The organism is Pseudarthrobacter sp. NIBRBAC000502772 (assembly GCF_006517235.1).
Taxonomy (GTDB): domain Bacteria; phylum Actinomycetota; class Actinomycetes; order Actinomycetales; family Micrococcaceae; genus Arthrobacter.
In genome coordinates, this window is the sequence record NZ_CP041188.1 from 3,398,972 (window position 1) to 3,421,777 (window position 22,806).

Below are 22,806 nucleotides of genomic sequence, written 5' to 3' on the forward strand. Positions count from 1 at the left end.
GGTCCTCACGACGGGCGTCCGGTCCTTCCTGCGTCCCGCTCCATGTGGCGGCGACGCTAGGCTGGATGGATGCGCAATCCCCGTTTTCCCTTGCCTGTCCGCGTGTCCGGAATCCTGCTGACCGCGGCCCTCGCTGGAGCCGCTTTGTCCGCCTGTGCCCCGACTGTGGATGTCACCGCCGCAGGCGACGCGGCGAACCCGGCCTGCGCTCCGATGATGGTGGCCCTTCCGGACGCCATCGGCGACGCTGTCCTGCGGAAAACCAACAGCCAGGCCACCGCCGCCTGGGGGACCCGTCTCAGGTGATCCTGCGCTGCGGCGTCAACGTTCCAGGCCCAACGACGGACCGGTGCGTGAGTGTCAACGGCATCGACTGGGTTATCAAGGAGGGCGATCCGGTGTGGACGCTGACTACCTTCGGCCGCGAACCCGCCACGGAAATCCTGATGGATCCGGAGAAGATCAGCTCCGCAACTGTCCTGGCGGATCTTTCCGCCTCAGCCGGAAAGATCCCGGCCAGCCGGAACTGCGTGGGTCAGGAAGACCTGCAGAACATGCCGTCCAGTCAGTAGGGTCCCGGTGGTGGGCCCACGCCGGCAGGGTTCCCTGGCCGAAGCGGAGCGAGGTTAGGGGACCGGTGGGGACCGGTCAGCGCAGGCCTGTCTTCCGGTTCAAGGCCAGATGGATCAGCTCATCAATCAGGTCCGCGTAGTTCAGGCCTGATGCTGCCCACATCTGCGGGTACATGCTTTTGGGCGTGAACCCGGGCATAGTGTTGATCTCGTTGATGATCAGTTCGCCGTCGGGCGTGTAGAAGAAGTCCACGCGGCTCAGGCCTTCCGCACCCACAGCGTCGAAGGCAGCTGCCGCGAGTTCCCGGACCCGCACGATGGCTTCCTCAGGAATGTCGGCGGGGCAGCTCAGCGCGGCGGCGTCGTCCTCAACATACTTCGCGTTGAAATCGTAGAATTCGTGCGTTCCGGCGGCGACGGAAATTTCGCCCGGCATGGACGTCCGGGGGGAATCGGTCCCGCGTCCTTCCAGGACCGCGCACTCAATCTCTCGCCCGACGATGCCGGCCTCGATGACCAGTTTGAGGTCGTGGCGCCGGGCTTCCTCGACGGCGGCGTCGAGTCCCTCGAGCGAGTCCACTTTGGAGATCCCCATGGACGAACCCGCCCGCGCCGGCTTGACGAACACGGGAAAGCCGAGCTGGTCCACCTGTTTGCGGACGGCCTCCGCGTCCTTGACCCACTGACGGTCCGTGACGGCAATGTAGGGCCCCACGTGCAGCCCGGCGGCCTCGAACACAACTTTCATGTAGTGCTTGTCCATGCCCACAGCCGACGCAAGCACGCCGGCGCCGACGTAGCGGGTGTCGGACAGTTCCAAGAGTCCTTGGATGGTGCCGTCCTCGCCAAAGGGACCGTGAAGCAGCGGAAACACAACGTCCACCGTGCCGAGTTCCAGCGGGACCTGGTTCGGTGAGGTGACGATCAGCTGGTGCTCGCCGCCGACCTCAGCCAGTGTCACCGTTTCCGACGACGGCACGACCTCCGGCAGAGACGACGCGGACAGCGACCACTGGGCGGTATCCCCCGCAACCAGCACCCACTGCCCGGATTTGGCGATGCCGATGGGGATGACATCGTACTTGTCTTTGTTGATGGCGCCCAGGACGCCGGCGGCGGTCACGCAGCTCACGGCATGTTCACTGGACCGGCCACCAAAGAGGACCGCGACGCGGGGTTTGGCCCGGGGGGCGGAGTCCGCTGCGGTCAGGTTTTCATCGGACATCGTCAGTAATCGCCTTCGGGTTTCAGGTCCCGGGCCAGCAGCAGCGGCCCCAGTTGGTCAACGGACAGTTTGCCGGCCAGGACGGCTACGACGGCGGCGGTGATGGGCATGTCGACGCCCAGTTTCCCCGCTAGCTCGTGCACGGCCTGGCCGGATTTGATGCCTTCGGCTGTTTGGGTCATCTTCAGTGCCAGCTCGTCAAGAGTGAGTCCCTGGCCCAGCAACCGGCCGGCCGTATGGTTTCGCGACAGAGGCGAGGAACACGTCGCCACCAGATCCCCCAGGCCCGCCAGCCCGGCCATGGTCCGTGCCTCGCCACCGAGGGCAAGGGCGAGCCTGGATGTTTCGGCCAAGCCTCGGGTGATCACGGAGGCCTTAGTGTTGTCCCCCATCTGTTTACCTTCACAGATGCCCACGGCCAGCGCTATGACGTTCTTGACGATGCCGCCAATTTCCACGCCGACGACATCCGCCGTGGTGTACGGACGGAAGTACGGTGCGGTGCAGCTCCTCGCGATCCAGCCCGCGGCCGCCGCATCGGAACAGGCCACCACAGAAGCAGTCGGTTCCTCCCGGGCGATCTCCATGGCCAGGTTGGGACCGGAAACCACGGCAATGCGGTCCTTGGGAATCCCCAGTTCGTCGCTGATCACCTCACTCATCCGGGAGTCCGTGCCGAGCTCCAGGCCCTTCATCAGGGACACCACCATGGCGTCAGCGGCGATCAGCGGCTTCCATTCACGGAGCTGGAGTCGCAGTGACTGGGCAGGAACGGCCAGGACCACCAGGTCCGCGCCCGCCAGCACCTCGCTGACGTCTGTGGACGCTGTGATGCTGGGCGGCAGCTCTGTGTCCTTCAGGTACTGGACGTTTCGGTGCGTGCTGTTGATCTGCTCCACTACTTCGCTGCGCCGGCCCCAGATCCGGATGCTCCGCTGTTCCCCGGCTGCCCGAGCCGCATCGGCGAGGATCTTGGCGAACGTTGTACCCCAGGAACCGGCGCCCAGGACGGCGACAGACCGGGCGGAGCCCTGACGGCTTCCGTCAGCCATCAGGTGGCATCCGCAGCGTCGTCAGGATTGCCACGCTCAACGAAGCGACCGTGCGTGGCTTGATTGTGCTTGGAAGGGTCCCAGCGTTCGGCGGGAGGCTCCTCCCCGCGGATGTCGGCCAGCAAACCGGTCACGGCATCCATGATCTTCTCGGTAGCCGCGGTCAGCGTTGCTTTGTCCAGCGGCCGGCCCATGAACTGGCTGAGGTCAACGGGCTTGCCCACCATCACCCGGGACGTCCTGCGCGGGAAAAGGTGGAACCGCTTCGCATAACGCGGGAACACCTCATGGGCGCCCCAGTGCGCGATCGGCACCACGGGAATGCCGCCTTCCAAGGCAAGGCGGGCAGCGCCGGTGTGGCCCTTCATCGGCCACAGCGCAGGATCGCGGGTGAGTGTACCTTCGGGGTAGATAATGATGGCCCCGCCGTCCGCCACAATCTCCTGGGCGAGCTGCAGCGAGCGGTTCGCTCCCGCCGTCGAGCGTTCCACCGGGATCTGCCGGGTGGCCCGCAGGACCGCGCCCAGGACCGGAACCTTGAACAGCCCGGCCTTCGCCAGGAAGTGCGGGGCGCGGTTCTGGTTGTAGAGAATGTGCCCCACGATCAGCGGATCGATTTCCGTGCAATGGTTGGGCGCGGCAATGAACCCGCCGGCGGGGAGGTTCTCGAGGCCTTCCCACTTCTTGTTCATCATTGCGTTCAGCACCGTGCGCACTATGGCCGCGACCACAACGAAAGTGGCCCGGCTCTTGGCCGTTTCCTTCACGTACCCACCGCTACTTTGTCGAGGTGATGTCGAAGTCGGCGCCGAGGCCGGACAGCTTTTCGGTGAAACGTTCGTAGCCGCGGTTGATGATGTCGATCCCGGTCACGCGCGACGTGCCTGAAGCGGCCAGCGCCGCGATCAGGTGGCTGAAGCCGCCACGCAGGTCCGGTACGTCGATGTCGGTGCCCTTGAGCTGGGTAGGACCGGAGATGACAGCGGAGTGGAGGAAGTTGCGCTGGCCGAAGCGGCACGGCACGCTGCCCAGGCACTCGCGGTGCACCTGGATGCTGGCTCCCATCCGGATGAGCGCATCGGTGAAGCCGAACCTGTTTTCATAGACGGTCTCGTGGACGATCGACACACCTTCGGCCTGGGTCAGGGCCACCACCAGCGGCTGCTGCCAGTCGGTCATAAAGCCGGGGTGCACATCCGTTTCCAGGACCAGCGGGTTGAGCTTGCCACCCCGGTGGTAGAAGCGGATGCCGTCCTCGCCGATGTCCATGCCGCCGCCCACCTTCCGGTAGGTGTTCAGGAACGTCATCATGTCCCGCTGCGAGGCGCCTTCGACGAAGATGTCACCGCGGGTCACCAGCGCTGCCGAAGCCCACGACGCCGATTCGTTGCGGTCCGAAAGGGCACGGTGGTTGTAGCCGCCCAGGTCCCGGACGCCTTCAATGCGGATGGTCCGGTCGGTCTGGACGCTGATGATGGCGCCCATCTTCTGCAGCACGGCAATGAGGTCGATGATCTCAGGCTCGGTGGCGGCGCCGGAAAGCTCGGTGATCCCTTCGGCGCGGGTGGCGCTGAGCAGCACCTGCTCCGTGGCACCCACCGAGGGGTAGGGCAGATTGATCTTGGCGCCATGCAGGCCCTTTGGAGCCGAGATGTGAATGCCGCCCGGGCGCTTTTCCACCACGGCGCCGAACTGGCGGAGCACGTTCAGGTGGTAGTCGATGGGCCGGTCACCGATCTTGCAGCCGCCAAGGTCCGGAATGAAGGCCTCACCGATCGCATGGATCAGGGGTCCGCAGAGCAGGATGGGGATGCGCGAATCACCGGCGTGGGCATCGATCGCCGTGCTCGGGGCGGTTTTGGCCGCCTTCGGATCCAGGGTGAGGTCACCGCTGACGGGATCCTTGACCACCGTCACTCCGTGCAGCTGCAGGAGCGAGGTGACAACCTCGACGTCCTTGATCTCCGGAACGTTCCGCAACACCGACGGCTCGTTGCCCAATAATGCTGCCACCATGGCCTTGGGAACAAGGTTTTTGGCCCCCCGGACGCTGACGCGGCCTGTAAGCGGGACTCCGCCGCGGATTGTCAGAACACTACTCATATACCGGTTTCCTTACGATTACTCGCCCCAAAATCCTTGCAAAGGCTCCAGCTAAGCATAGGAGGTTGCGTTACCGAACCGAAATACGGGCGCCGAAAGCCTCCGGCGCGGCGCCGTACAGGCGGCTCCGTCCGGGGCGGGAAATTCCGCGCTCCCGCTCAGGAAAGGCGGGCCGGAAGCGTTGTGGGCATAAAGGCCGGACGGGTGGCCTCGAAGGCAGTGATGTCATCTTCGTGCTGGAGTGTCAGGCCAATGTCGTCCAGGCCCTCCAGGAGGCGCCAGCGCGTGTAATCGTCGATTTCAAAGGGTGCCACGATGGTGCCGCAGATGACAGTCTTGGAGACGAGATCAACGGTGACTTCGGTGCCGGGAGCGTTCTCGAGCTCTTTCCAGATCAGCTCGATGTCGTCCTGGGCGAGCTCAGCGGCCAGCAGACCCTGCTTGCCGGAGTTGCCGCGGAAAATATCAGCGAACCGGGACGACAGGACGGTTTTGAAGCCGTAGTCCTTCAGCGCCCAGACGGCATGTTCACGGGACGAACCGGTGCCGAAATCCGGGCCCGCCACCAGGACGGAGCCGGCGTTGAACGGCGCCTGGTTCAGGATGAAGGCCGGGTCCTTGCGCCAGGCGGAGAACAGTGCGTCCTCGAAGCCGGTGCGGGTGATCCGCTTGAGGTAGACCGCGGGGATGATCTGGTCCGTGTCAACGTTGCTCTGGCGCAGCGGCACGCCGACGCCGGTGTGGGTAGTGAACTTTTCCATGGCGGCCTCCTAGGCTGCGTCGGTGCGGATGGCGGCGGATTCGGGAGCCGGATCGAGGTCCGACGGCGAACTCAGGGTGCCACGGACGGCCGTGGCCGCTGCCACCACCGGAGATACCAGGTGAGTGCGGCCGCCCTTGCCCTGACGGCCTTCGAAGTTTCGGTTGGACGTCGAGGCGCAACGCTCCCCCACCTCCAGCTGGTCCGGGTTCATGCCCAGGCACATCGAGCAGCCGGCGAAGCGCCACTCGGCGCCGAAGTCCTTGAAGACCTTGTCCAGGCCTTCGGCCTCTGCCTCCAGCCGCACGCGGGCCGAACCGGGCACCACCAGCATCCGGATATTGGGGTCCTTCTGGCGTCCGCGGATGATGTCCGCAGCAGCCCGGAGGTCTTCCATGCGCGAGTTGGTGCAGGAGCCCAGGAAGACCGTGTCCACCCGGATGTCTTTCATCGGCGTACCTGCGGTCAGTCCCATGTACTGCAGGGCGCGTTCGGCGGCAGCCTTGGCGTTTTCGTCGCCGAAGTCCTCCGGGGACGGCACCTTGGCGGAAAGCGAAACACCCTGCCCTGGGTTGGTGCCCCAGGTGACGAACGGCTCCAGCGTGTCGGCGTCCAGGGCCACCTCGACGTCGAACGTGGCGTCGTCGTCGGTCCTCAGCGTGTTCCAGTGCTCGACGGCGGCATCCCAGTCGGCACCCTGTGGCGCGTGCGGGCGGCCAAACATGTAGTCGTAGGTGATCTGGTCCGGGGCCACCAGGCCGGCGCGGGCACCGGCTTCGATGGACATGTTGCAGATGGTCATGCGGGCTTCCATGGACAGCGCGCGGATGGCGGAACCGCGGTATTCCAGGACGTAGCCCTGGCCTCCGCCGGTGCCGATCTTGGCAATCACGGCCAGGATGATGTCCTTGGCGGTAACGCCGGGGCGCAGCGTGCCTTCGACGTTGATGGCCATGGTTTTGAACGGCTTCAGGGACAGCGTCTGGGTGGCCATGACGTGCTCCACTTCGGACGTGCCGATGCCCATGGCCAGGGCACCGAACGCGCCATGGGTGGACGTGTGGGAGTCACCGCAGACGACGGTCATGCCAGGCTGCGTGAGGCCAAGCTGCGGGCCGACCACGTGCACGATTCCCTGTTCCGCGTCGCCGAGCGAGTGCAGGCGGACGCCGAACTCCGCGCAGTTGTTGCGCAGCGTCTGGATCTGCGTGCGGCTGGTGAGATCGGCAATGGGCTTGTGGATGTCCAGCGTGGGAGTGTTGTGGTCCTCCGTGGCGATGGTGAGGTCCGGGCGGCGCAGCTTGCGGCCGGCCAGGCGCAGGCCCTCGAAGGCCTGCGGAGAAGTCACCTCATGGACGAGGTGAAGGTCAATGAAGAGGAGGTCGGGCTGGGCATTGGCTCCTTCGCCCTCGCCTTTGCGCACCACATGTGCGTCCCAGACTTTCTCGGCCAGTGTCTTTGCCACGGCCATCTCCCTTCACTGCTGTTTGGCTGTTTGGTTCCACTGAACCAGCAGGGCTGCATTTTGTGCCAGCCCAAAGATTTGCATCTCAGATAATGAGACGGCAATATCATTACATGGACAATTCTAGTGGAGTCGGTGTCATTGATAAAGCGGCCCATGTGCTTGATGCATTGGAGGCCGGCCCCACCACGCTGGCACAGCTGGTGGCCGCCACAGGCCTGGCCCGGCCCACGGTGCACAGGCTCGCCCTGGCCCTGATCCATCACCGGCTGGTAAGCCGCGACATCCAGGGCCGGTTTGTCCTCGGCAGCCGCCTGGTGGAGCTGGCCTCAGCCGCCGGCGAGGACCGTCTCATCGCCTCTGCCGGGCCGGTCCTGATGCAGCTGCGCGACGCCACCGGCGAAAGCTCCCAGATCTTCCGCCGCCAAGGCGAATGGCGTATTTGTGTCGCCTCCGCGGAACGCCCCATCGGCCTGCGCGACACCATCCCCGTTGGCACCAAGCTTTCCATGAAAGCCGGCTCCGCCGCCCAGGTGCTGCTCGCCTGGGAAGACCACGACCGGCTTCTCGAGGGCCTGCAGGCCGCCCGTTTCACCCCCACCGTGCTGGCGGGCGTACGACGGCGGGGCTGGGGACAGAGCCTCGGCGAACGCGAGCCCGGGGTCGCCTCAGTCTCGGCACCGGTCCGGGGACCGTCCGGACGCGTGATCGCCGCGGTCTCGATCTCCGGCCCCATCGAGCGGCTCACCCGCCAGCCGGGCCGCCTCCACGCCGAGGTGGTTTGCAACGCCGCGCGGATCCTCACCGAGGCACTGCGCAAGGGCAACGACTGAAGGCTCGCCTCCGTCCAGGCCTGGCTGCCCCGGCTAGGCTGTCGGCATGAACAGCTACGCAGTCTTCCTCCGCGGGATAAATGTCGGCGGGATCAACATCAAGATGGCGGACCTCAAGACTGCGCTTGCATCGCAGGGGTTCGCGGACGTCAGGACCCTGCTGGCCAGCGGCAATGTAGTGCTTGCCAGCGACGAGGATCCTGCCGCGGTCAAACAGACGTTGGAAAAATGCCTGCGTGACGTGTTTGGCTACGATGCCTGGGTGGTGGTGTTAACGGCCCAGCGGGTCTCCGACCTCGTGGCGGCCTGCCCGTACCCGGCAGACGACAAGGCAACGCACACCTACATCACGCTGGCATCGGACACCGCCATGCTCGATGAGCTTGAAGCCGCCGGCGCAGGCTTTGAAGGTACCCAGCAGAAACGCCTCGGCCCGGAGGCATTGGCCTGGCTGGCTCCGGCCGGCGGGACGTTGGACAGCCCGTTCAGCAAGATTTCGTCCAAGGCCAGGTTTAAGGCAACCACTACCACCCGGAACCTGCGGACGCTGATCAAGGTCAGGGACGCCGCAACCGCACTGGCGTAACTACCTTAGTTTCCGCCCGCAACCTTCAGTGCGGCGTTGAAGGACGCGAGCCTGCTGACCTCAATCTCAACCGGCTCCACTACGAAGTCCCGGGCAACCTCGCCCACCGCTGCCCGCAGCCGTTTCCTGGCCCGGGCTGCGCGCGCCCTCGCGGCTCCTGAGCCAATGAATTTTCCAGTCAGTGCCAGGAAGATCCCCAGCACCACACCGCCGCCGATCAACAGCGTCGGCACCGGCCAGCCCTCCACCTTGGGAACCTCGGGCACGGGCAGCTGGAGATAGCCGAGCCCGGCCAGCACACCCAGCCAGCCGAGGCCGCCCAGGACCGTCAGCAGCGCGAGCCACTGGACCACGTTGAACACGCCCCACCACCAGGACTTCCGGGACGCCATCAGGTCCGTGCCTGCGATGGCCTGGTCCAGGGCATCCGGCAACGCCTCCCGCCCTTCCCGGGCGGCACCCCTGATCGCGGCACGCCACGGTCCGGGTGCGCCCGCACTCGCCGCGTCTGCAAACTCACGGACAGCAGCATCCGTCCGGGCGCGTTCCGGGGCGCCCGCGGCCGGGAGTGAGGTCCGGTTAAGTTGGGACGGGGAAGAGCTTCTCAGATTGAGCCGGCGGAGCGGATCAGGCCGGAACCGCACCAGCCACCGCGTCACGGGCCACCCCGTGCGGCGCGTCGACTCGATGCGGTAGGACCGCGCAACTGCGTCCACCACCACGGGCACGTTGGCGGCCGTTGCCAGCTCATCGGTGAGCCGGGATTTCGACGCCGGCCTGACACCGGCGGCTTCCCCGGCGCCAGCGGCTTCCCGGAGTTGCCCCGAGGCCCGCGAAACGTCCGCGGCCAGCCGCTGCGAAAGTGCCTGGCGCTGCACCACAACATGTCGGATGGCGCCCCGGACCTTGTCCACGCCGGTGCCCTTCAGGGCGGATGCGCCCAGGACCTGAACCTTGCCCAGCCCGTCGCGGGCAAGGATCCCTTTCAAGGACTCCAGCACAGGCTGCACGTCCCGTTCGGGCAAGCGGTCCACCTGGTTGAGGACCACCAGGGTCACGGCGCCATGGGCGGACAGGGGCGCCAGGAAATCGTTGTGGACCGCCGCATCGGCGTACTTTTGCGGATCCAGGACCCAGACCAGGACATCAACCAGGCCAACCATGCGCTCCACGATCGCGCGGTTCGCGGCCCTGGTGGAGTCGAAGTCAGGCAGGTCCAGCAGGATCAGCCCCGTGCGCTCGTCGGCGAAGCCGGCCACGGGCTCGGCATGGTGGCGGTTGCGCACCTCAAGCCAGTCCAGCAGCGGCTCGCTGCCGTCCGCTCCCCAGACACCTGCCAAAGGTTCCGACGTTGTGGGGCGGCGGGCGGCCGCCGTCGCGATTTCAGCGCCGCTGACCGCGTTGAAGAGTGACGATTTTCCGCTGCCGGTGGCACCGAAGAACCCAACAACAGTGTGATCAGCCGACAGTGACCGCCGGGAGCTCGCGCGTTCGAGGAGCTGGAACACCTCGTCGAGTGCCGCATCCGGCAAGACGCCTTCAGCGAGTTCGCGGGCATCGTTGAGTGCTTCGAGCCTGCGGTCCAGCTGTGACGCCTCACGGGCTACGCTGTGGCGGCTCATGCCTTTTCCGCCAGCCGGGCCAGGGCAGCGGCGTGGCCTGTCAGGATCCGGCCGGTGTCCGCGCCGCCCTCCGGCAGGCGTTGGAGGAATTTCTGCTGCTCTGCCTGCAGCAGCCGCTGGCAACGGGCATGGAGGTCATCCCGCGCAGTCTTCGCAAGCCGGCGGACCGCGTCTTCGCCGAACACTGCCTCGAGCAGTTTCTGCCCGACGACGGCGGTACCGCCCGCCACGCCGATCTCCAGCCCGGTGAGGCCGGCGGTCATGGAAAACACCACGATCATCAGCGCGGCACCCAGTCCGTTGATCCCGAAGGAAAGCCATCTCGCCTGCGTGCGCTTGCCTTGCCCCTCCGTGCGAATCAGTTCCATCAGGCCGGTCTGCCAGGCCCGGATCTCCGCCGCAGCCACCTCGGCAAAGCCTGGGCTGGTGCCGGACAGATCGTCCGTCCCCAGGAGCTCGCGGCCGGCCGGGTCCGAGCGCCAACGCCGGTCAGTCTCTTCGCCGGCGTTGGCGGCCTCGTCCAGGATGACGGCCTGCAAACCCGTTTCGATGGCGGACTCGACGCGTACGGCCGGCGTCGGCTCGCCCCGGAAGAAGGCTCCCACGCGGTCCCGCAGCCGTCCGATGTTCTGTTCCAGCGCCCGGAAGAATTCCCCTGTTCCGACGAAGTCCTGCCAGCGCGCCAGGACTTCCCCGCGGAGGAGGGCGCCGTCCTTTGTTGCGTCCAGGATCCGGGTTCCGGCATCGCGGTAGGCGGCCTCAGCGCCTGCACGGAGCGCGTCCGCGGCACGCTCCTGCCCCTGGACCGCGTGCGCCACCGCACCGACCCGCCCGGACAGCGCCTTCACCGTCCCGTTGAGGGTACGGCGGGCAATTTCGGACCGCCCAGCGGCGTCGGCAGCAAGTTCCTGCAGCCAGCGCCGCAGCGGCTCTACGGCGCTCGTTGGCAGCATGCCAAGATGGTCCAGGTCCGTCTCCGGCACAATGAACAGTCCGGCATCGCCAAGGCCTTCCTGCCGCAGCAACGCGCGGAGATCTGCACTGACTTCGGCTTCCGCCTCCGCCGGCACACGGTCCAGGACCACGGCCACCATGATGTCCCGCGAGGACGCGTCCAGAAGCAGCTTCCACGGGACCGCGTCAGCGTAGCGGTTGGCAGTGGTCACAAAAACCCAGAGGTCCGCGGCGGCCAGCAATTGACCGGCAAGCCGGCGGTTGTCGTCGGAAATGGAGTCGACGTCGGGAGCGTCAAGCAGCGCGATCCCCTGCGGAACAGCCTGGTCGGCCACCAGCACCAGGGAGGAAATGGCCTCCGCATCGGGTGTTGCACCGGCCCGGCTGGCCGGGACGGGTTCCGAGGAAACAGTCCCCCGGATCCGGCTGAGGGTGGGCAGCACACGGTAGCCTTCGAACCAGCCGGCATCGGCCGGGTGGTGCAGCAGAATGGGCTGCCGGGTGGTGGGCCTGATGGCGCCGGAGCGTGTGACCGGGTGCCCCACCAGGGCGTTGACCAGCGTTGACTTGCCGGCGCCCGTGGAACCCCCGACGACGGCAAGGAGCGGTGCGTCCAGGCTGCGGTACCGCGGCAGGATGTAGTCGTCCAGCTGGGCCACGGCGTTCCGAGTGTCCTGGCGCGCCTGTTCGACGTCCGCAAGGGCGAGCGGCAACGACACGGCGGACAGATCCCCACGCACGGCCTCAAGCAAGGCCACGGCCGGCTCCGACGCCGCGTCGGGCCGGCCCGGCTGCGTTCTCGGTGCGCGCTTAGGCGGCGGAGGCTGCGTGGGAGGAAGCCCGTCTGAGGAGGTCACAGGATCATCATGCCAGTTGCGCCGGCTTTTCCACCGGGCCCCGGTTTTGTCCTATTAAACCGCAGCGCAGCCTCCACAACGAAAAAACGGCCCCGGGCTGATGCCCGGGACCGTTCGTTGGTGACCCCAGCGGGATTCGAACCCGCGTTACCGCCGTGAGAGGGCAGCGTACTAGGCCGCTATACGATGGGGCCGCGTACTTCCAGGAAGTTTTCACTTCCAACCGGCGCCAGGCCGGTTTGCTAAGTGAGTATTTCATACACTCAGCGCGCGTTTCAAATCGGCGAACCGATCTGAAACCACTGATTTGCCGCGGTTAGCCTGCGACCAAACAGAGCTGGGATACCAGGACTCGAACCTAGAATGACGGTACCAGAAACCGTAGTGTTGCCAATTACACCATATCCCAATGATACTTTCGGGCCGGAGTTTCGGGCTTCAAGCCGCGCTCCGTGCGCCTCAGCACGAGAAATTACTTTACCCGAGACTTTGGGCTGGCACAAATCGACACCGAAGACCAAAGGGCCTAAACCCCTTGCCAGATCACCCGGAATAAGTTTACTCTCGGTAAGTTACCCGAGAGTAACCACTCACTGCCTTTGCTGCAGGCCCTTCGGAATGTCGTTTTGCGTCCGGACTGCCGCCCCTGGTCCAGGTGGGTGGCCGGCAGATTTCACACTGCCGGCAAACCGTCGAGAGGACCCACCGTGACACAAAGTCGTGCCGCCGCGCCCACCAAGACCCGAACCCGGGCACAGCAGCTTGCTGTCGCCGTCCTGGCCCTGATGCTGATTGCTTTGCTTGGGTTTTACACCCTGGTCACCGGCAGGATCACCGACGGATCGGCCAAGCTGATGGACGGTGCGGGCCAGGCCTCGGACGGCGCTGAGCAGCTCAAGGACGGCGCCGGCCAGCTGGCGGCCGGCGCGGGCCTGGCCGACACCGGTGCCGGCAAGCTCTCCTCCGGCGCCGACAAAGTCCTCCTGGGTGTCAGCGAGAAACTGGCCCCGGGCGCTGAAAAACTGCAGTCCGGTGCAGACCAGCTCGCCGCCGGCGCTGTCAAGATCGAAACTGACGTCAACAACAAGCTCGCGCCCGGCGTGTACAAAGTGGACGACGGCGCCCGAAAGCTCGCCGCCGGAGCCACCCAGCTCGCCGCGGCACTGACGCCTACGGCCGCCGGAAATGCCGAGAACAACCTTGCGGACGGCGCGACTGCGTTGGATGCAGGTGCGGCCCGCCTGGCCTCCGGGACGGGCGAGCTGGCCGCCGGAACGGCCCAGCTGAAGGGCTACCGGGGATCGAACAACTCCCCCGAGGCAGGCACCGGCATGGCAGCATTGGCGCAGGCCCTTGAGCTGCTGGAGGCGGCGGCCTCGGACCCGCTTCAGGGTCTGGTGCCGCTGGCCGTAGTCAAGGACAAGATCGCCAAGATCACCGCTGGAGCCCATAGGCTCGACGCCGGGGCGCAGCAACTGCAGGCTGGCGCGGGGAAGCTCAATGACGGAGCGGCACAGTTGCACACTGGAACAGGGCGCCTCACCGCCGGCTTCGCCACCCTGGGTGAAAAGCTCAACAGTCGCGATCCCAACAACCCCGGCGTTGTGCTCGGTACCGAACTGCTGGCCGCCGGAACTGCCCAGATCCGCACCGGCATGGACGGCGTGCCCGGCAATGCCGACCGCCCGGGCCTGATCAACGCCGTCGCCAGTATTACTGAGGGCACCTCACGGCTGGCGGACGGCACGTTGGCGTTGAATGCCGGGATCAAGGGCGATCCGGCCGATCGCTCAAACCCCGGCCTGCTCCATGGCTCCCAGGCGCTGGCTGCGGGCGCGTCGGAGCTGGCCACAGGCAACACCAAGCTGGCCTCGGGATCGACAGAGCTGGCCACGGGTGCCGAGAAACTTGCTGATGGCAATGCCCGGATTGCGGATGGCACGGACACCCTGTACACGAGCGCAGCGGCCGTCTCGCCCACCAGTATGGTGGGGAAGTCGGATACCGCCGTTGCCCTCTGCCTGGTTGCTGTGCTTGTGCTCGGATCCGTGGGCATCTACCTGGTGCTGTGGAACAGGCGAAGGCTGCAGTCTGCGGAGTAAGCGGCCGGTCAGCCCAGCAGCTGTGACAGCGAGGTGACCTTGTGACCGGTGAAATCCGGCGCAGGCTCCCCCACCCTGTTGAGCCAGACGCCTATCAGGCCCGCCGCCGTCGAACCGTCTGCATCCAGCATTCTGTTGTCCCCAACGTAGAGCGTCTCCTCCGGGGCAGTCCCCAGCAGACGGACTCCTTCGAGGTAGATGGCCGGCTCGGGCTTGGCAACGCCTACCGTGTCCGTACCAACCAGGCGGCGGACGCGTTCCAGTCCGGCGCCGTCGAGCTTGGCCCGCTGGTAGTCGTGCACGTTGTTACTGACGGCACCGTAGGGGATGCCGGCAGCATCCAGCAGGTCCAGGAGCGGAAGCACGTCCTCAAAGGCACGTACATACGTGGGCTGCAGCCGGCCGTAGGCCGAGAGCCACCCGTGCGCTTCTTCACCGTCGGCAAGATCCACACCGAAGTGCCCCAGGGCGGCGCGTCCCCGCAGCAGGCGCTGGTCGTTGAAGGTCAGCTCCCCCGCCAGGTACCGGTCGTAGTAGTGCGTGGTCTCGTGCGTGAAGATCCTGCCGAAATGCTCCCACCCGGTCTGGTCCAGACCGGGCAAGAGGTGCTCGCTGACCTCACGCAGGGCGGTGGTCATGGCGTATTCGAGGTCCACCAGGGTGTCGTCGATGTCGAAAAGGACGCCCCGGATGGACCCGAAGCGTGTGCTCAGGACTCCGTCAGCCGTGGTGCCGGTGGTAGACATCAGCCGCGGAAGGTGCGGAGCCGGCTCAGGGACGAGCCCTTGCCCAGGATCACCATGGATTCGAAGAGCGGCGGCGAGATCCGGCGCCCGGAGATGGCCGTGCGGACAGGACCGAAAGCCAGCCGCGGCTTCAGCCCGAGGTCCTCCACGAGTGCCTGCTTCAGGGCCGTCTGGATTTCCTCCGGGTTCCAGTCCTGAATGGGCTCAAGGGCGGCAAGGGCGGCGTCGAGGACTTCGGTCAGGTTGGCGGGCAGGCCCTTAAGGGCGTCGTCTGCGACGTCGATCGCGTCGTCGGCCTTGAACAGGAAGGCGAGCATCTCCGGGGCCTCCCCCAGCAGGGTGATCCGCTCCTGGACGAGGGGTGCGGCCTCGGTGAGGATCTCCTCCTCCCGGTCCGTGAGGATCTCCCCTACCAGGTCCGCGGCCCGGAGGTACGGCACCAGGCGCGCACGGAAATCGGCCGCCTCAAGCAGCCGGACGTGCGTGCCGTTGATGGCCTCTGCCTTTTTCAGGTCAAAACGTGCCGGGTTGGCCAGCACATCGTGAATGTCGAAGTGCTCCACGAGCTGCTTGACAGTGAAGATGTCCTCGTCGGCGCTCAGGGACCAGCCCAGGAGGGACAGGTAGTTCAGCAGGCCTTCGGGAATGAAGCCGCGTTCGCGGTGCAGGAACAGGCTGGATTCGGGGTCGCGCTTGGAGAGCTTCTTGTTGCCCTGGCCCATGACGTAGGGAAGGTGGCCAAACTCCGGCATGTACTCGGCCACGCCGATGGCGTAGAGGGCACGGTACAGGGCGATCTGGCGGGGCGTGGAGCTGAGCAGGTCTTCGCCGCGCAGCACGTGCGTGATTCCCATCAGGGCATCGTCCACCGGATTTACCAGCGTGTACAACGGCGCGCCGTTGGCACGGACCACCGCGAAGTCCGGCACGGAGCCGGCCTTGAACGTGATCTCGCCGCGGACGAGGTCCTTGAACGTAAGGTCCTCGTCCGGCATCCGCAGGCGCAGCACGGCCTGGCGGCCTTCTGCCTTGTACTGGGCCAGCTGTTCCTCGGTGATGTGACGGTCAAACCCGTCATAACCCAGCTTGGGGTCGCGGGAAGCCGCACGGTGGCGGGCTTCGATTTCAGCCGGGGTGGAGTAGGACTCGTAAATGTGGCCGCCGGCCTTCAGCTTGGCGATGACATCCTGGTAGAGGTCGCTGCGCTGGGACTGGCGGTACGGCTCGTGCGGGCCTCCCACCTCGACACCTTCGTCCCACGTGATGCCCAACCACTTCAGCGCATCCAGCAGCTGGTGGTAGCTTTCCTCGCTGTCCCGCGCCGAGTCCGTGTCCTCGATGCGGAAGACCAGGGTTCCCTTGGTGTGCCGGGCATAGGCCCAGTTGAACAGCGCCGTCCGGATCAGGCCCACGTGCGGGGTGCCCGTGGGTGAGGGGCAGAACCGCACCCGGACCGGGGTTTCGGCAGTGACGGACGGGATGGCGGCAGGGTTCAGCGCGGAGGCAGTAGTCATAGTGATTCCAACTTTACCCGTCAGCGGCGGACCACCGGGTTGGACAGGCGGCCGATGCCCTCGATCTCCACGTCGTAGCGGTCCCCCGCGGTGACGAGGTCGACGCCGGCCGGGGTGCCGGTCATGATGACGTCCCCGGGGAGCAGTGTGAAGGCCCGGGACACGATGGAGACGATTTCCCGGACGCCGCGGATCATCTGGCTGGTGCTGCCGTCCTGGCGCAGTTCGCCGTTGAGCCAGCCCTTGATGGCCAGGTCTTCGGTGTCCAGCTCGGTCTCGATCCACGGTCCGAGGGGTGCCGACGTGTCGAAGCCCTTGGCCCTGGCCCACTGCAGGTCCGTTTTCTGGACATCGCGGGCGGTGAGGTCGTTGCCGCAGGTGTAGCCGAAGATGACGTCGTCGACGCGGTCTTCCGGGACGTCCTTGCAGATTCGGCCGATGACCACACACAGTTCGGCCTCGAACGAAACCTCGTCTGAGAATTCCGGCAGCACAATGGGGTCGCCTGGGCCGATGACAGAGGTGTTCGGCTTCAGGAACAGGAGCGGCTGCTGCGGGACCTCATTGCCCAGCTCGGCGGCGTGCTCGGCGAAGTTGCGGCCCACGCCGATCACCTTGCTGCGGGGAATGATCGGGGCCAGGAGCCGGACGTCTTCAAGCTTGTGCTTGACGTGGGTGCGCTCCACCCCGTTGAAGAAGGGGTCACCGTTAATGACAGTGACTTCCTCACTGCCGGGCTCACCTTCAACAACGCCGTAGAGGGGATCAGAATCGACTACAAACCTGGCAATACGCATGGTGGCTAGCCTACCGTCTTGAGCGGCGGCACCTGCCCTGCGTCACGCCGTCCTGTCAGCCGCCGGGGAGCCCACGCAGGTAGTCAAGTTGCGCGGCCACCGACATTTCGGCTGCCCGCCGGACGGAAGGTTCGACGTCGGCGTACACGTCGTCTGCCACGTCAACCACCGTCGCGTCCCCGCCATGCCGGACAAGTGCCGCGCGGATCTGCGCCAGCCGCTCGTGCCGGTGCTCGCGGTAGGCACGGGCAATGGCCGCCAGGGAGGGAAGCACCGGCCCGTGGGCCGGCAGGACGGTGGCCGGGCCAAGTGCTTCGAGCCGGTCCAGGGACCGCAGGTAATCCCCCAGCCTGCCGTCCGGGTAGTCCAGCATGGTGGTCCCGCGGCCCAGGATGGTGTCGCCGGTCAGCACTGAGCCGTGCGGGCCGTCGTCGGGAAGGTGGAAGCAGGCGGAATCCGAGGTGTGGCCCGGCGTGGCCAGGACCCGGACCGCCACTCCCGCCGCCTGGATGGTCTCGCCGTCCTGCAGTGGCTCGCCGCCGCCGTGGCAGTGCCGGGGATCGGCGGCGCGGACCGGGGCGCCGGTGAGCTCATGGAGCCGCTGGGAGCCTGCCGTGTGGTCAGCGTGCCGGTGCGTCACGAGAATGAGTTCCACGGGGCCCACATCCGCGAGGCGGCGAAGGTGGCCCTCGTCCGCCGGACCCGGATCCACCACCACGGATGTACTGGCGCCGGGGGCGGAGACGACGTACGAATTGGTGCCGTCCAGGCTCATCGGCCCGGGGTTGGGTGCCAGGAAGAAAGCCGTCAGTGGGCTGGCAGCGACTGGAATGCCGCTCGAGGTGGAGTTCACTGCACTATCTTCGCATCAGGACGGCACGGAATAACCGCACCCCCGGGGCGGGTTATGGCTGGTGAACCCACCGCCCAGAGAGAGCAGCCAGGCACCACCATGAGCACTTCACCCACCATCTCGCTGTCCGAACTGTTGTCCGGCGCCGACGCCGCGGGACACGACCATGCACTGACGGAGAAGAACAGCGGCCTGCAGCACATCCACAACCACGCGACCGGGGCCATCGTCTGGTTTCCCACGTGGCAGAAGTTCCGTGAGACCAACGACTGGCGCGAGGCGGTGGACGGTGTCGCCGAGGATTTCCGGTCACATATCGAAGACGTCGACGAATGGGCGGCCACGTTCCTGGCTGAGGATCTGGCCATACTCCTGGAGCGCGCTGCTGCCTCCGGCGACGCAAACGTTTTTGTCCAGGACAATCTCACGCACCACCTGACGCGGACCTGGGCTATTGCCGACGCCGTCGCTGAGGCAACAGGGAAGGACCTGCCCACCGGAGGCACCCAACAGACCATCTTTGCTGACTATCCCTATGACGTTTACTCCCAGGACGGCGGCGCCTTCGCCACCGCACTCTGGAACGACGTTATCGATGCCCGCCGCAACCGTGCCCTGGCCGACGAAGCGGCACGGAAGGCCCTGAAGCCGGTCTCGCGCAAGGCCCTGAAGAACGCTGCCCGGAAGGCCACCCGCCGCTGAGGGTGCCTTGCAACAGCAACGCGGGGTCACTTAACGCCCATTCCGATGGAGATAGCGGGCGTTAATTGACCCCGCGTTGTCGTGGCCAGGGTTGCGGAGGCTTAGGCCAGGCGGGTCAGCCAGCCGTGGGTGTCCGGCACGGTTCCGGTCTGGATGCCCAGGAGCTGTTCGCGGATGGCCATGGTGGTCTCCCCCGCCTTCGCGTCCTCGGAGCCGATGAATTCGGTGGTGTCCTTCAGGACACCGATCGGGGTGATCACCGCTGCGGTGCCGCAGGCGAAGACCTCGGCGATCTCACCGGAGGCCACGCCGTCGCGCCATTCATCAAGGGTGATCTTGCGCTCCGTCACCTCACGGCCCATGTCCTTGGCAACCTGGATAACGGACATCCTGGTGATTCCTTCCAGGATGGTTCCGGTGAGTGCAGGAGTCACGAGGGATCCGTCCTTCATCACAAAGAACACGTTCATGCCGCCGAGCTCTTCGACGGCGTTGTCGTTGAACTGGTCCAGGAAGAGGACCTGCTTGCAGCCGTTGGCCTCAGCCTCCTGCTGGGCGATGAGGGAGGCTGCGTAGTTGCCCCCGCATTTGGCGTCGCCTGTGCCACCGCGTCCGGCGCGGGCATACTCCCGCGAGATCCAGATGGACACGGGCTTGAGTTCGCCGCCGAAGTAGTTGCCGGCGGGCGATGCGATCACCCGGAAGGAGACTTCCCGCGCTGCCCGGACACCCAGGAACGCCTCGGTGGCGATCATGAACGGGCGCAGGTACAGGGCCTCGCCGTCACCGGCGGGAACCCATTCCTTGTCCGCCTGCACCAGTTCCCGGATGGCGCCCAGGAAGTACTCCTGGGGCAGTTCCGGAAGCGCAAGGCGTCGTGCCGACTTGTTCAGGCGGGCCGCATTCGCCTCCGGACGGAAGGTCCAGATTGAGCCGTCAGCGTGGCGGTATGCCTTGAGGCCTTCGAAGATCTCCTGACCGTAGTGCAGCACCGCGGCAGACGGGTCCAGGGAGATGGGTCCGTAGGCCTCAACGCGCGCGTTGTGCCAGCCACCCTCACCTTGCTCGTCGACGCTGTAGTCGACGACGGCGGTGTGGTCGGTGAAGTAGTTGCCAAATCCCGGGTTGGCCAGGATGGCTGCACGCTCTTCAGCTGACTTCGGGGTTGCCGAGAGCTGCTGGTTAAATTCGACGCCATGGGCGGTCTGAGTCATGGTTCCTCCACGATCGGCTGCCTTCTGAATGTGGTTCAGCACTGAACCGCAGGGCAGCATTTGGTGATTCGAAACTAGCTTACGCCGGTTAACCGAGTCTCAAGAGCAGGCCTAGAGCGCTGCGGCGATGGCGTCCCCGACGGCGCTGGTACTGCGGGCGCCGCCGTCGCGGGTTTCGACGTCGGCGATCACCGCAGCTTCGATCCTGCGGGCCGCGGCGGTGTAGCCGAGGTGGTCCAGCAGGAGCACCGCCGACAGGATGGCCGCGGTGGGATCTGCCTTCTGCTGTCCGGCGATGTCCGGGGCCGAACCGTGGACCGGTTCAAACATGGAGGGGGCGGTGCGGTCCATGTTGATGTTGCCCGACGCCGCCAGCCCGATGCCGCCGGTGATGGCTGCAGCGAGGTCAGTGAGGATGTCGCCGAAGAGGTTGTCGGTGACAATGACATCGAAGCGCGAGGGGTCTGTGACCATAAAGATGGTGGCCGCATCAACATGCAGGTAATCGTGGGTGACCTCGGGGAATTCCTGGGCCACCGCCTCGACGGTGCGCTTCCACAGGTGGCCGGCGTAGACCAGGACGTTGTGCTTGTGCACCAGGGTCACATGCTTGCGTTCCCGGGCGCTGGCGCGGCGGAAGGCATCGCGGACAACGCGCTCCACGCCATACGCCGTGTTCAGTGAGACCTCGGTGGCCACCTCGTGGGGTGTGCCGGTGCGAAGCGAGCCGCCGTTGCCCACATACGGACCCTCGGTTCCCTCACGGACGACGATAAAATCGATGGTGCCGGGATTGGCCAGCGGGCTCCCGACTGTTCCGTACAACCGCGACGGCCGCAGGTTGACGTAGTGGTCCAGGCTGAAGCGGAGCTTGAGCAGCATCTCCCGCTCGATGATGCCAGACGGAATCCGGGTGTCGCCGGGGGCGGCACCGACAGCACCGAAGAGGATCGCGTCCCGTGTACGCAGGTCGGCGAGGACCTCATCCGGAAGGGTCTCGCCGGTGGCCAGCCAGTGCTCGGCACCGAGCTGGTAGTGGGTCTGCTCGAGGACAACGCCTTCAGCGGCGACAGCCTTCTCGAGGACCTTCAGTGCCTCGGCAATGACCTCCGGGCCAATGCCGTCACCGGGAATGACAGCGAGATTGATCGTGGATGCGCTCATGCTCCAAGAATATTAAGATGATCCGCATGCCGGACAATCTGTCTCATTTGCTGAGACGAAGGGTTGGGTCCTCCGGTGAGGCCACCACCACCACGTTGGTGCCCCAGGCATCACCCGTATAGCAGGAAATCAGGACCAGCCTGTTGGGTGCCACCTGCCAGATGGGGCTGTCTTTAAGGCCGGACTTGACGTAGGTAGTCACGGAGTCCACCAGGTAGGCCACTTCGCCCGTGGCCGTGGCCACGGTCAGCCTGTCACCTGCCGCCGCCTTGGTACTCAGCCGGTTGAACGGCGCATCCCGGTCCGTCCAGCTGTGCCCGGCGATGTACGTGGTATTGACCGAGCCCGCGCCGGGGGCACCGTAAGGCGACAGCCAGTAGCCGTCCATGGTGGGGGGCGGCACGATGGTCTGGGTGGCCTGGTCCTCGCCGGTGGGCACGAGCGGATGGACCACCACATCGATGTCTGCGGCCGGGTACACCAGCCGCTGCGGCGGCGACGCCGCCGGACCCGCCGGGACCGGGGCGCCGGTGTCCGTGGAGGGCGTGGGGGTGGACGGCGCTGGGGCCTGGGTGGTCGGCTGCACAGCCACCGCGGTCACGGTCGGCGAAGCCCCCGGCCCGGCCAAGAAGGGGAGAAACCCGAACGCCAGGTAGGCCAGCACGCCGCAAAGCACCACGAAGACGATGCTTTTGGTGGTGAAGAGCCTTCGATCGCTGTCCATGGTTACCCCGCTTGTGAGTCGGATTTGCCTGGTTTGCCGGCAGGCGCCGTGCCCTTGCGGCCACGGCGCCTGCCGGTGATTCAAACAGCGCCCCTGCGGGCGCCAGTAGCCGGCGTCATTCCTTCCGGGGCCGGGATACGGTACCGCTGGCTGCCAGGGTCCTGCGGGCAGCCACTCCCGCTGCAGCGAGCATCATCACGACGATGCCAGCGGCCCAGGGGGCGATGGAAACGTCAGTCGAACCTGCCACTGCAGTCTGGACATTGAAACCAGGGTTGTTGGCGGCTACGGCACCTTGACCCGCCGGCGCACCCACAACGGCACCTCTGGGAGTTTCGCCCGGCGTCACCGGAGTAACAGCAGGCGGGACTACCGGAGGAACAACAGGCGGCACTACTGGCGGCACGGTCGTGGGAACGCAGTTGTTGTAATAGGTTGCCTGCCCGTTAGCCGTCCAGTTCTGGCCTGCAGGCAGCACCTTGCCGTTGTTCGGCGGGATGATGTCTTCAGTGTGCTGGTGGTTGGCATTGGCGTGGCCGTTGAGCCCCTGCAGGGCGATCGTAATCGGCCTGTACGGGTTCGTGTCCGAGCCGGTGGCGTGGCAGATGCTGATCTTGTGATCGCCGTTGCCATTGCCGTTACCCTCGCCTGGTGCGGCGCAGCCTGCATTCCAGATGCTGGCCTTGTCAAGGTTCTGGCCTCCGGGTAGGACTTTCCCGTCGTTGGCCGGAATGATGTCCTCATGGTGCTGGTGGCCCACGTGGGCGTTGAGCGCGTTGAGGCTGATGGTCACCGAGCTGTAGGAATTGCTTTCCGAGCCGGTGGCGTGGCAAATGGTGATCTTTTTCTCGTCCTCAGAAGGCGTCGCGGTGGCCGGCGCTGTGGCACCCAATAGCACAAGACCCGCGACACCAAAAGCGGCAAGGATCCGTTTCATTTCCGTCTCCATCCATTGTCTGGT

Annotated in this window: 20 protein-coding genes, 2 tRNA genes and 1 pseudogene; 5 read left to right on the top strand and 18 right to left on the bottom strand. The window is 66.0% G+C overall.

From position 1 onward, the window contains the following. Positions 1-69 precede the first annotated feature (69 nt). A pseudogene (locus NIBR502772_RS15730) lies at positions 70-572 on the top strand (DUF3515 family protein). Between the two features lie 76 nt (positions 573-648). On the opposite strand, the gene NIBR502772_RS15735 reads toward NIBR502772_RS15730, so the two are convergent. From NIBR502772_RS15735 to leuC, 6 genes are all read right to left on the bottom strand, one after another. Then, positions 649-1,797: a D-alanine--D-alanine ligase family protein gene (locus NIBR502772_RS15735; protein ID WP_141140897.1), complete on the bottom strand. Its 1,149-nt coding sequence runs from the start codon at positions 1,795-1,797 to the stop codon at positions 649-651. A 2-nt stretch (positions 1,798-1,799) separates the two neighbouring features. Beyond that, positions 1,800-2,849, bottom strand: a complete 1,050-nt coding sequence (locus NIBR502772_RS15740; RefSeq protein ID WP_141140898.1) for an NAD(P)H-dependent glycerol-3-phosphate dehydrogenase — start codon at positions 2,847-2,849, stop codon at positions 1,800-1,802. Further along, positions 2,849-3,616, bottom strand: a complete 768-nt coding sequence (locus NIBR502772_RS15745) for a 1-acyl-sn-glycerol-3-phosphate acyltransferase (protein WP_141140899.1) — start codon at positions 3,614-3,616, stop codon at positions 2,849-2,851. The genes NIBR502772_RS15740 and NIBR502772_RS15745 overlap by 1 nt, the downstream gene beginning before the upstream one ends. Before the next feature lie 10 nt (positions 3,617-3,626). Then, positions 3,627-4,952, bottom strand: a complete 1,326-nt coding sequence (gene murA / locus NIBR502772_RS15750; protein ID WP_141140900.1) for a UDP-N-acetylglucosamine 1-carboxyvinyltransferase — start codon at positions 4,950-4,952, stop codon at positions 3,627-3,629. Positions 4,953-5,110: 158 nt separating this feature from the next. Then, positions 5,111-5,713: a 3-isopropylmalate dehydratase small subunit gene (leuD, locus tag NIBR502772_RS15755; RefSeq protein WP_141140901.1), complete on the bottom strand. Its 603-nt coding sequence runs from the start codon at positions 5,711-5,713 to the stop codon at positions 5,111-5,113. A 9-nt stretch (positions 5,714-5,722) separates the two neighbouring features. Beyond that, entirely contained in the window at positions 5,723-7,177 is a 1,455-nt protein-coding gene (leuC, locus tag NIBR502772_RS15760) for a 3-isopropylmalate dehydratase large subunit (protein WP_141140902.1), read from the bottom strand. Positions 7,178-7,290: 113 nt separating this feature from the next. Here leuC and NIBR502772_RS15765 point away from each other — a divergent pair, with 113 nt between their 5' ends. Together NIBR502772_RS15765 and NIBR502772_RS15770 are read left to right on the top strand one after the other, a co-directional pair. Beyond that, positions 7,291-8,010 (top strand): IclR family transcriptional regulator, encoded by a 720-nt coding sequence (locus NIBR502772_RS15765; RefSeq protein ID WP_058932091.1) that lies wholly within the window; start codon positions 7,291-7,293, stop codon positions 8,008-8,010. Between the two features lie 46 nt (positions 8,011-8,056). Next, complete coding sequence (locus NIBR502772_RS15770; protein WP_141140903.1) at positions 8,057-8,596, top strand: DUF1697 domain-containing protein; 540 nt, start codon at positions 8,057-8,059, stop codon at positions 8,594-8,596. 5 nt (positions 8,597-8,601) lie between these two features. On the opposite strand, the gene NIBR502772_RS15775 is transcribed toward NIBR502772_RS15770, so the two are convergent. From NIBR502772_RS15775 to NIBR502772_RS15790, 4 genes are all read right to left on the bottom strand, one after another. Beyond that, complete coding sequence (locus NIBR502772_RS15775; RefSeq protein WP_141140904.1) at positions 8,602-10,218, bottom strand: GTPase; 1,617 nt, start codon at positions 10,216-10,218, stop codon at positions 8,602-8,604. Continuing rightward, the gene (locus tag NIBR502772_RS15780) at positions 10,215-11,930 is read right to left on the bottom strand and encodes a dynamin family protein (protein ID WP_246848551.1); all 1,716 of its coding nucleotides are present in this window, start codon (positions 11,928-11,930) and stop codon (positions 10,215-10,217) included. Before NIBR502772_RS15780 ends, NIBR502772_RS15775 begins: the two co-directional genes overlap by 4 nt. A gap of 217 nt (positions 11,931-12,147) precedes the next feature. Further along, a tRNA-Glu gene (locus NIBR502772_RS15785) sits at positions 12,148-12,223 on the bottom strand. Positions 12,224-12,366: 143 nt separating this feature from the next. Continuing rightward, positions 12,367-12,438, bottom strand: a tRNA-Gln gene (locus NIBR502772_RS15790). A 298-nt stretch (positions 12,439-12,736) separates the two neighbouring features. On the opposite strand from NIBR502772_RS15790, the gene NIBR502772_RS15795 reads away from it, so the two are divergent. After that, entirely contained in the window at positions 12,737-14,131 is a 1,395-nt protein-coding gene (locus NIBR502772_RS15795) for a hypothetical protein (protein WP_141140906.1), read from the top strand. A gap of 8 nt (positions 14,132-14,139) precedes the next feature. On the opposite strand, the gene NIBR502772_RS15800 is transcribed toward NIBR502772_RS15795, so the two are convergent. The 4 genes from NIBR502772_RS15800 to NIBR502772_RS15815 are packed head-to-tail and all read right to left on the bottom strand — an operon-like array spanning position 14,140 to position 18,041. Continuing rightward, on the bottom strand, positions 14,140-14,877 hold the full coding sequence (locus NIBR502772_RS15800) for an HAD family hydrolase (RefSeq protein ID WP_141140907.1): 738 nt from the start codon (positions 14,875-14,877) through the stop codon (positions 14,140-14,142). Further along, complete coding sequence (gltX, locus tag NIBR502772_RS15805; protein ID WP_141140908.1) at positions 14,877-16,391, bottom strand: glutamate--tRNA ligase; 1,515 nt, start codon at positions 16,389-16,391, stop codon at positions 14,877-14,879. The genes NIBR502772_RS15800 and gltX overlap by 1 nt, the downstream gene beginning before the upstream one ends. Before the next feature lie 20 nt (positions 16,392-16,411). Beyond that, positions 16,412-17,188 (bottom strand): fumarylacetoacetate hydrolase family protein, encoded by a 777-nt coding sequence (locus tag NIBR502772_RS15810; protein ID WP_141140909.1) that lies wholly within the window; start codon positions 17,186-17,188, stop codon positions 16,412-16,414. A gap of 55 nt (positions 17,189-17,243) precedes the next feature. Continuing rightward, on the bottom strand, positions 17,244-18,041 hold the full coding sequence (locus tag NIBR502772_RS15815; protein ID WP_056349208.1) for an MBL fold metallo-hydrolase: 798 nt from the start codon (positions 18,039-18,041) through the stop codon (positions 17,244-17,246). Between the two features lie 99 nt (positions 18,042-18,140). On the opposite strand from NIBR502772_RS15815, the gene NIBR502772_RS15820 reads away from it, so the two are divergent. Beyond that, positions 18,141-18,743, top strand: coding sequence for a hypothetical protein (locus tag NIBR502772_RS15820; protein ID WP_246848552.1), 603 nt, complete (start codon positions 18,141-18,143; stop codon positions 18,741-18,743). A gap of 101 nt (positions 18,744-18,844) precedes the next feature. Here the strand turns inward: NIBR502772_RS15820 and NIBR502772_RS15825 are convergent, their stop codons facing one another. The 4 genes from NIBR502772_RS15825 to NIBR502772_RS15840 form a co-directional block, all read right to left on the bottom strand. Next, positions 18,845-19,957 (bottom strand): branched-chain amino acid aminotransferase, encoded by a 1,113-nt coding sequence (locus tag NIBR502772_RS15825; protein ID WP_141140911.1) that lies wholly within the window; start codon positions 19,955-19,957, stop codon positions 18,845-18,847. 111 nt (positions 19,958-20,068) lie between these two features. Further along, positions 20,069-21,121 carry a 3-isopropylmalate dehydrogenase gene (locus NIBR502772_RS15830; protein ID WP_056349215.1) on the bottom strand — a complete coding sequence of 351 codons (1,053 nt, stop codon included), beginning with the start codon at positions 21,119-21,121 and terminating at the stop codon, positions 20,069-20,071. Between the two features lie 43 nt (positions 21,122-21,164). Then, positions 21,165-21,845: a class F sortase gene (locus NIBR502772_RS15835; RefSeq protein WP_141140912.1), complete on the bottom strand. Its 681-nt coding sequence runs from the start codon at positions 21,843-21,845 to the stop codon at positions 21,165-21,167. Positions 21,846-21,960: 115 nt separating this feature from the next. After that, positions 21,961-22,782: a hypothetical protein gene (locus tag NIBR502772_RS15840; protein ID WP_141140913.1), complete on the bottom strand. Its 822-nt coding sequence runs from the start codon at positions 22,780-22,782 to the stop codon at positions 21,961-21,963. Positions 22,783-22,806: the final 24 nt, after the last annotated feature.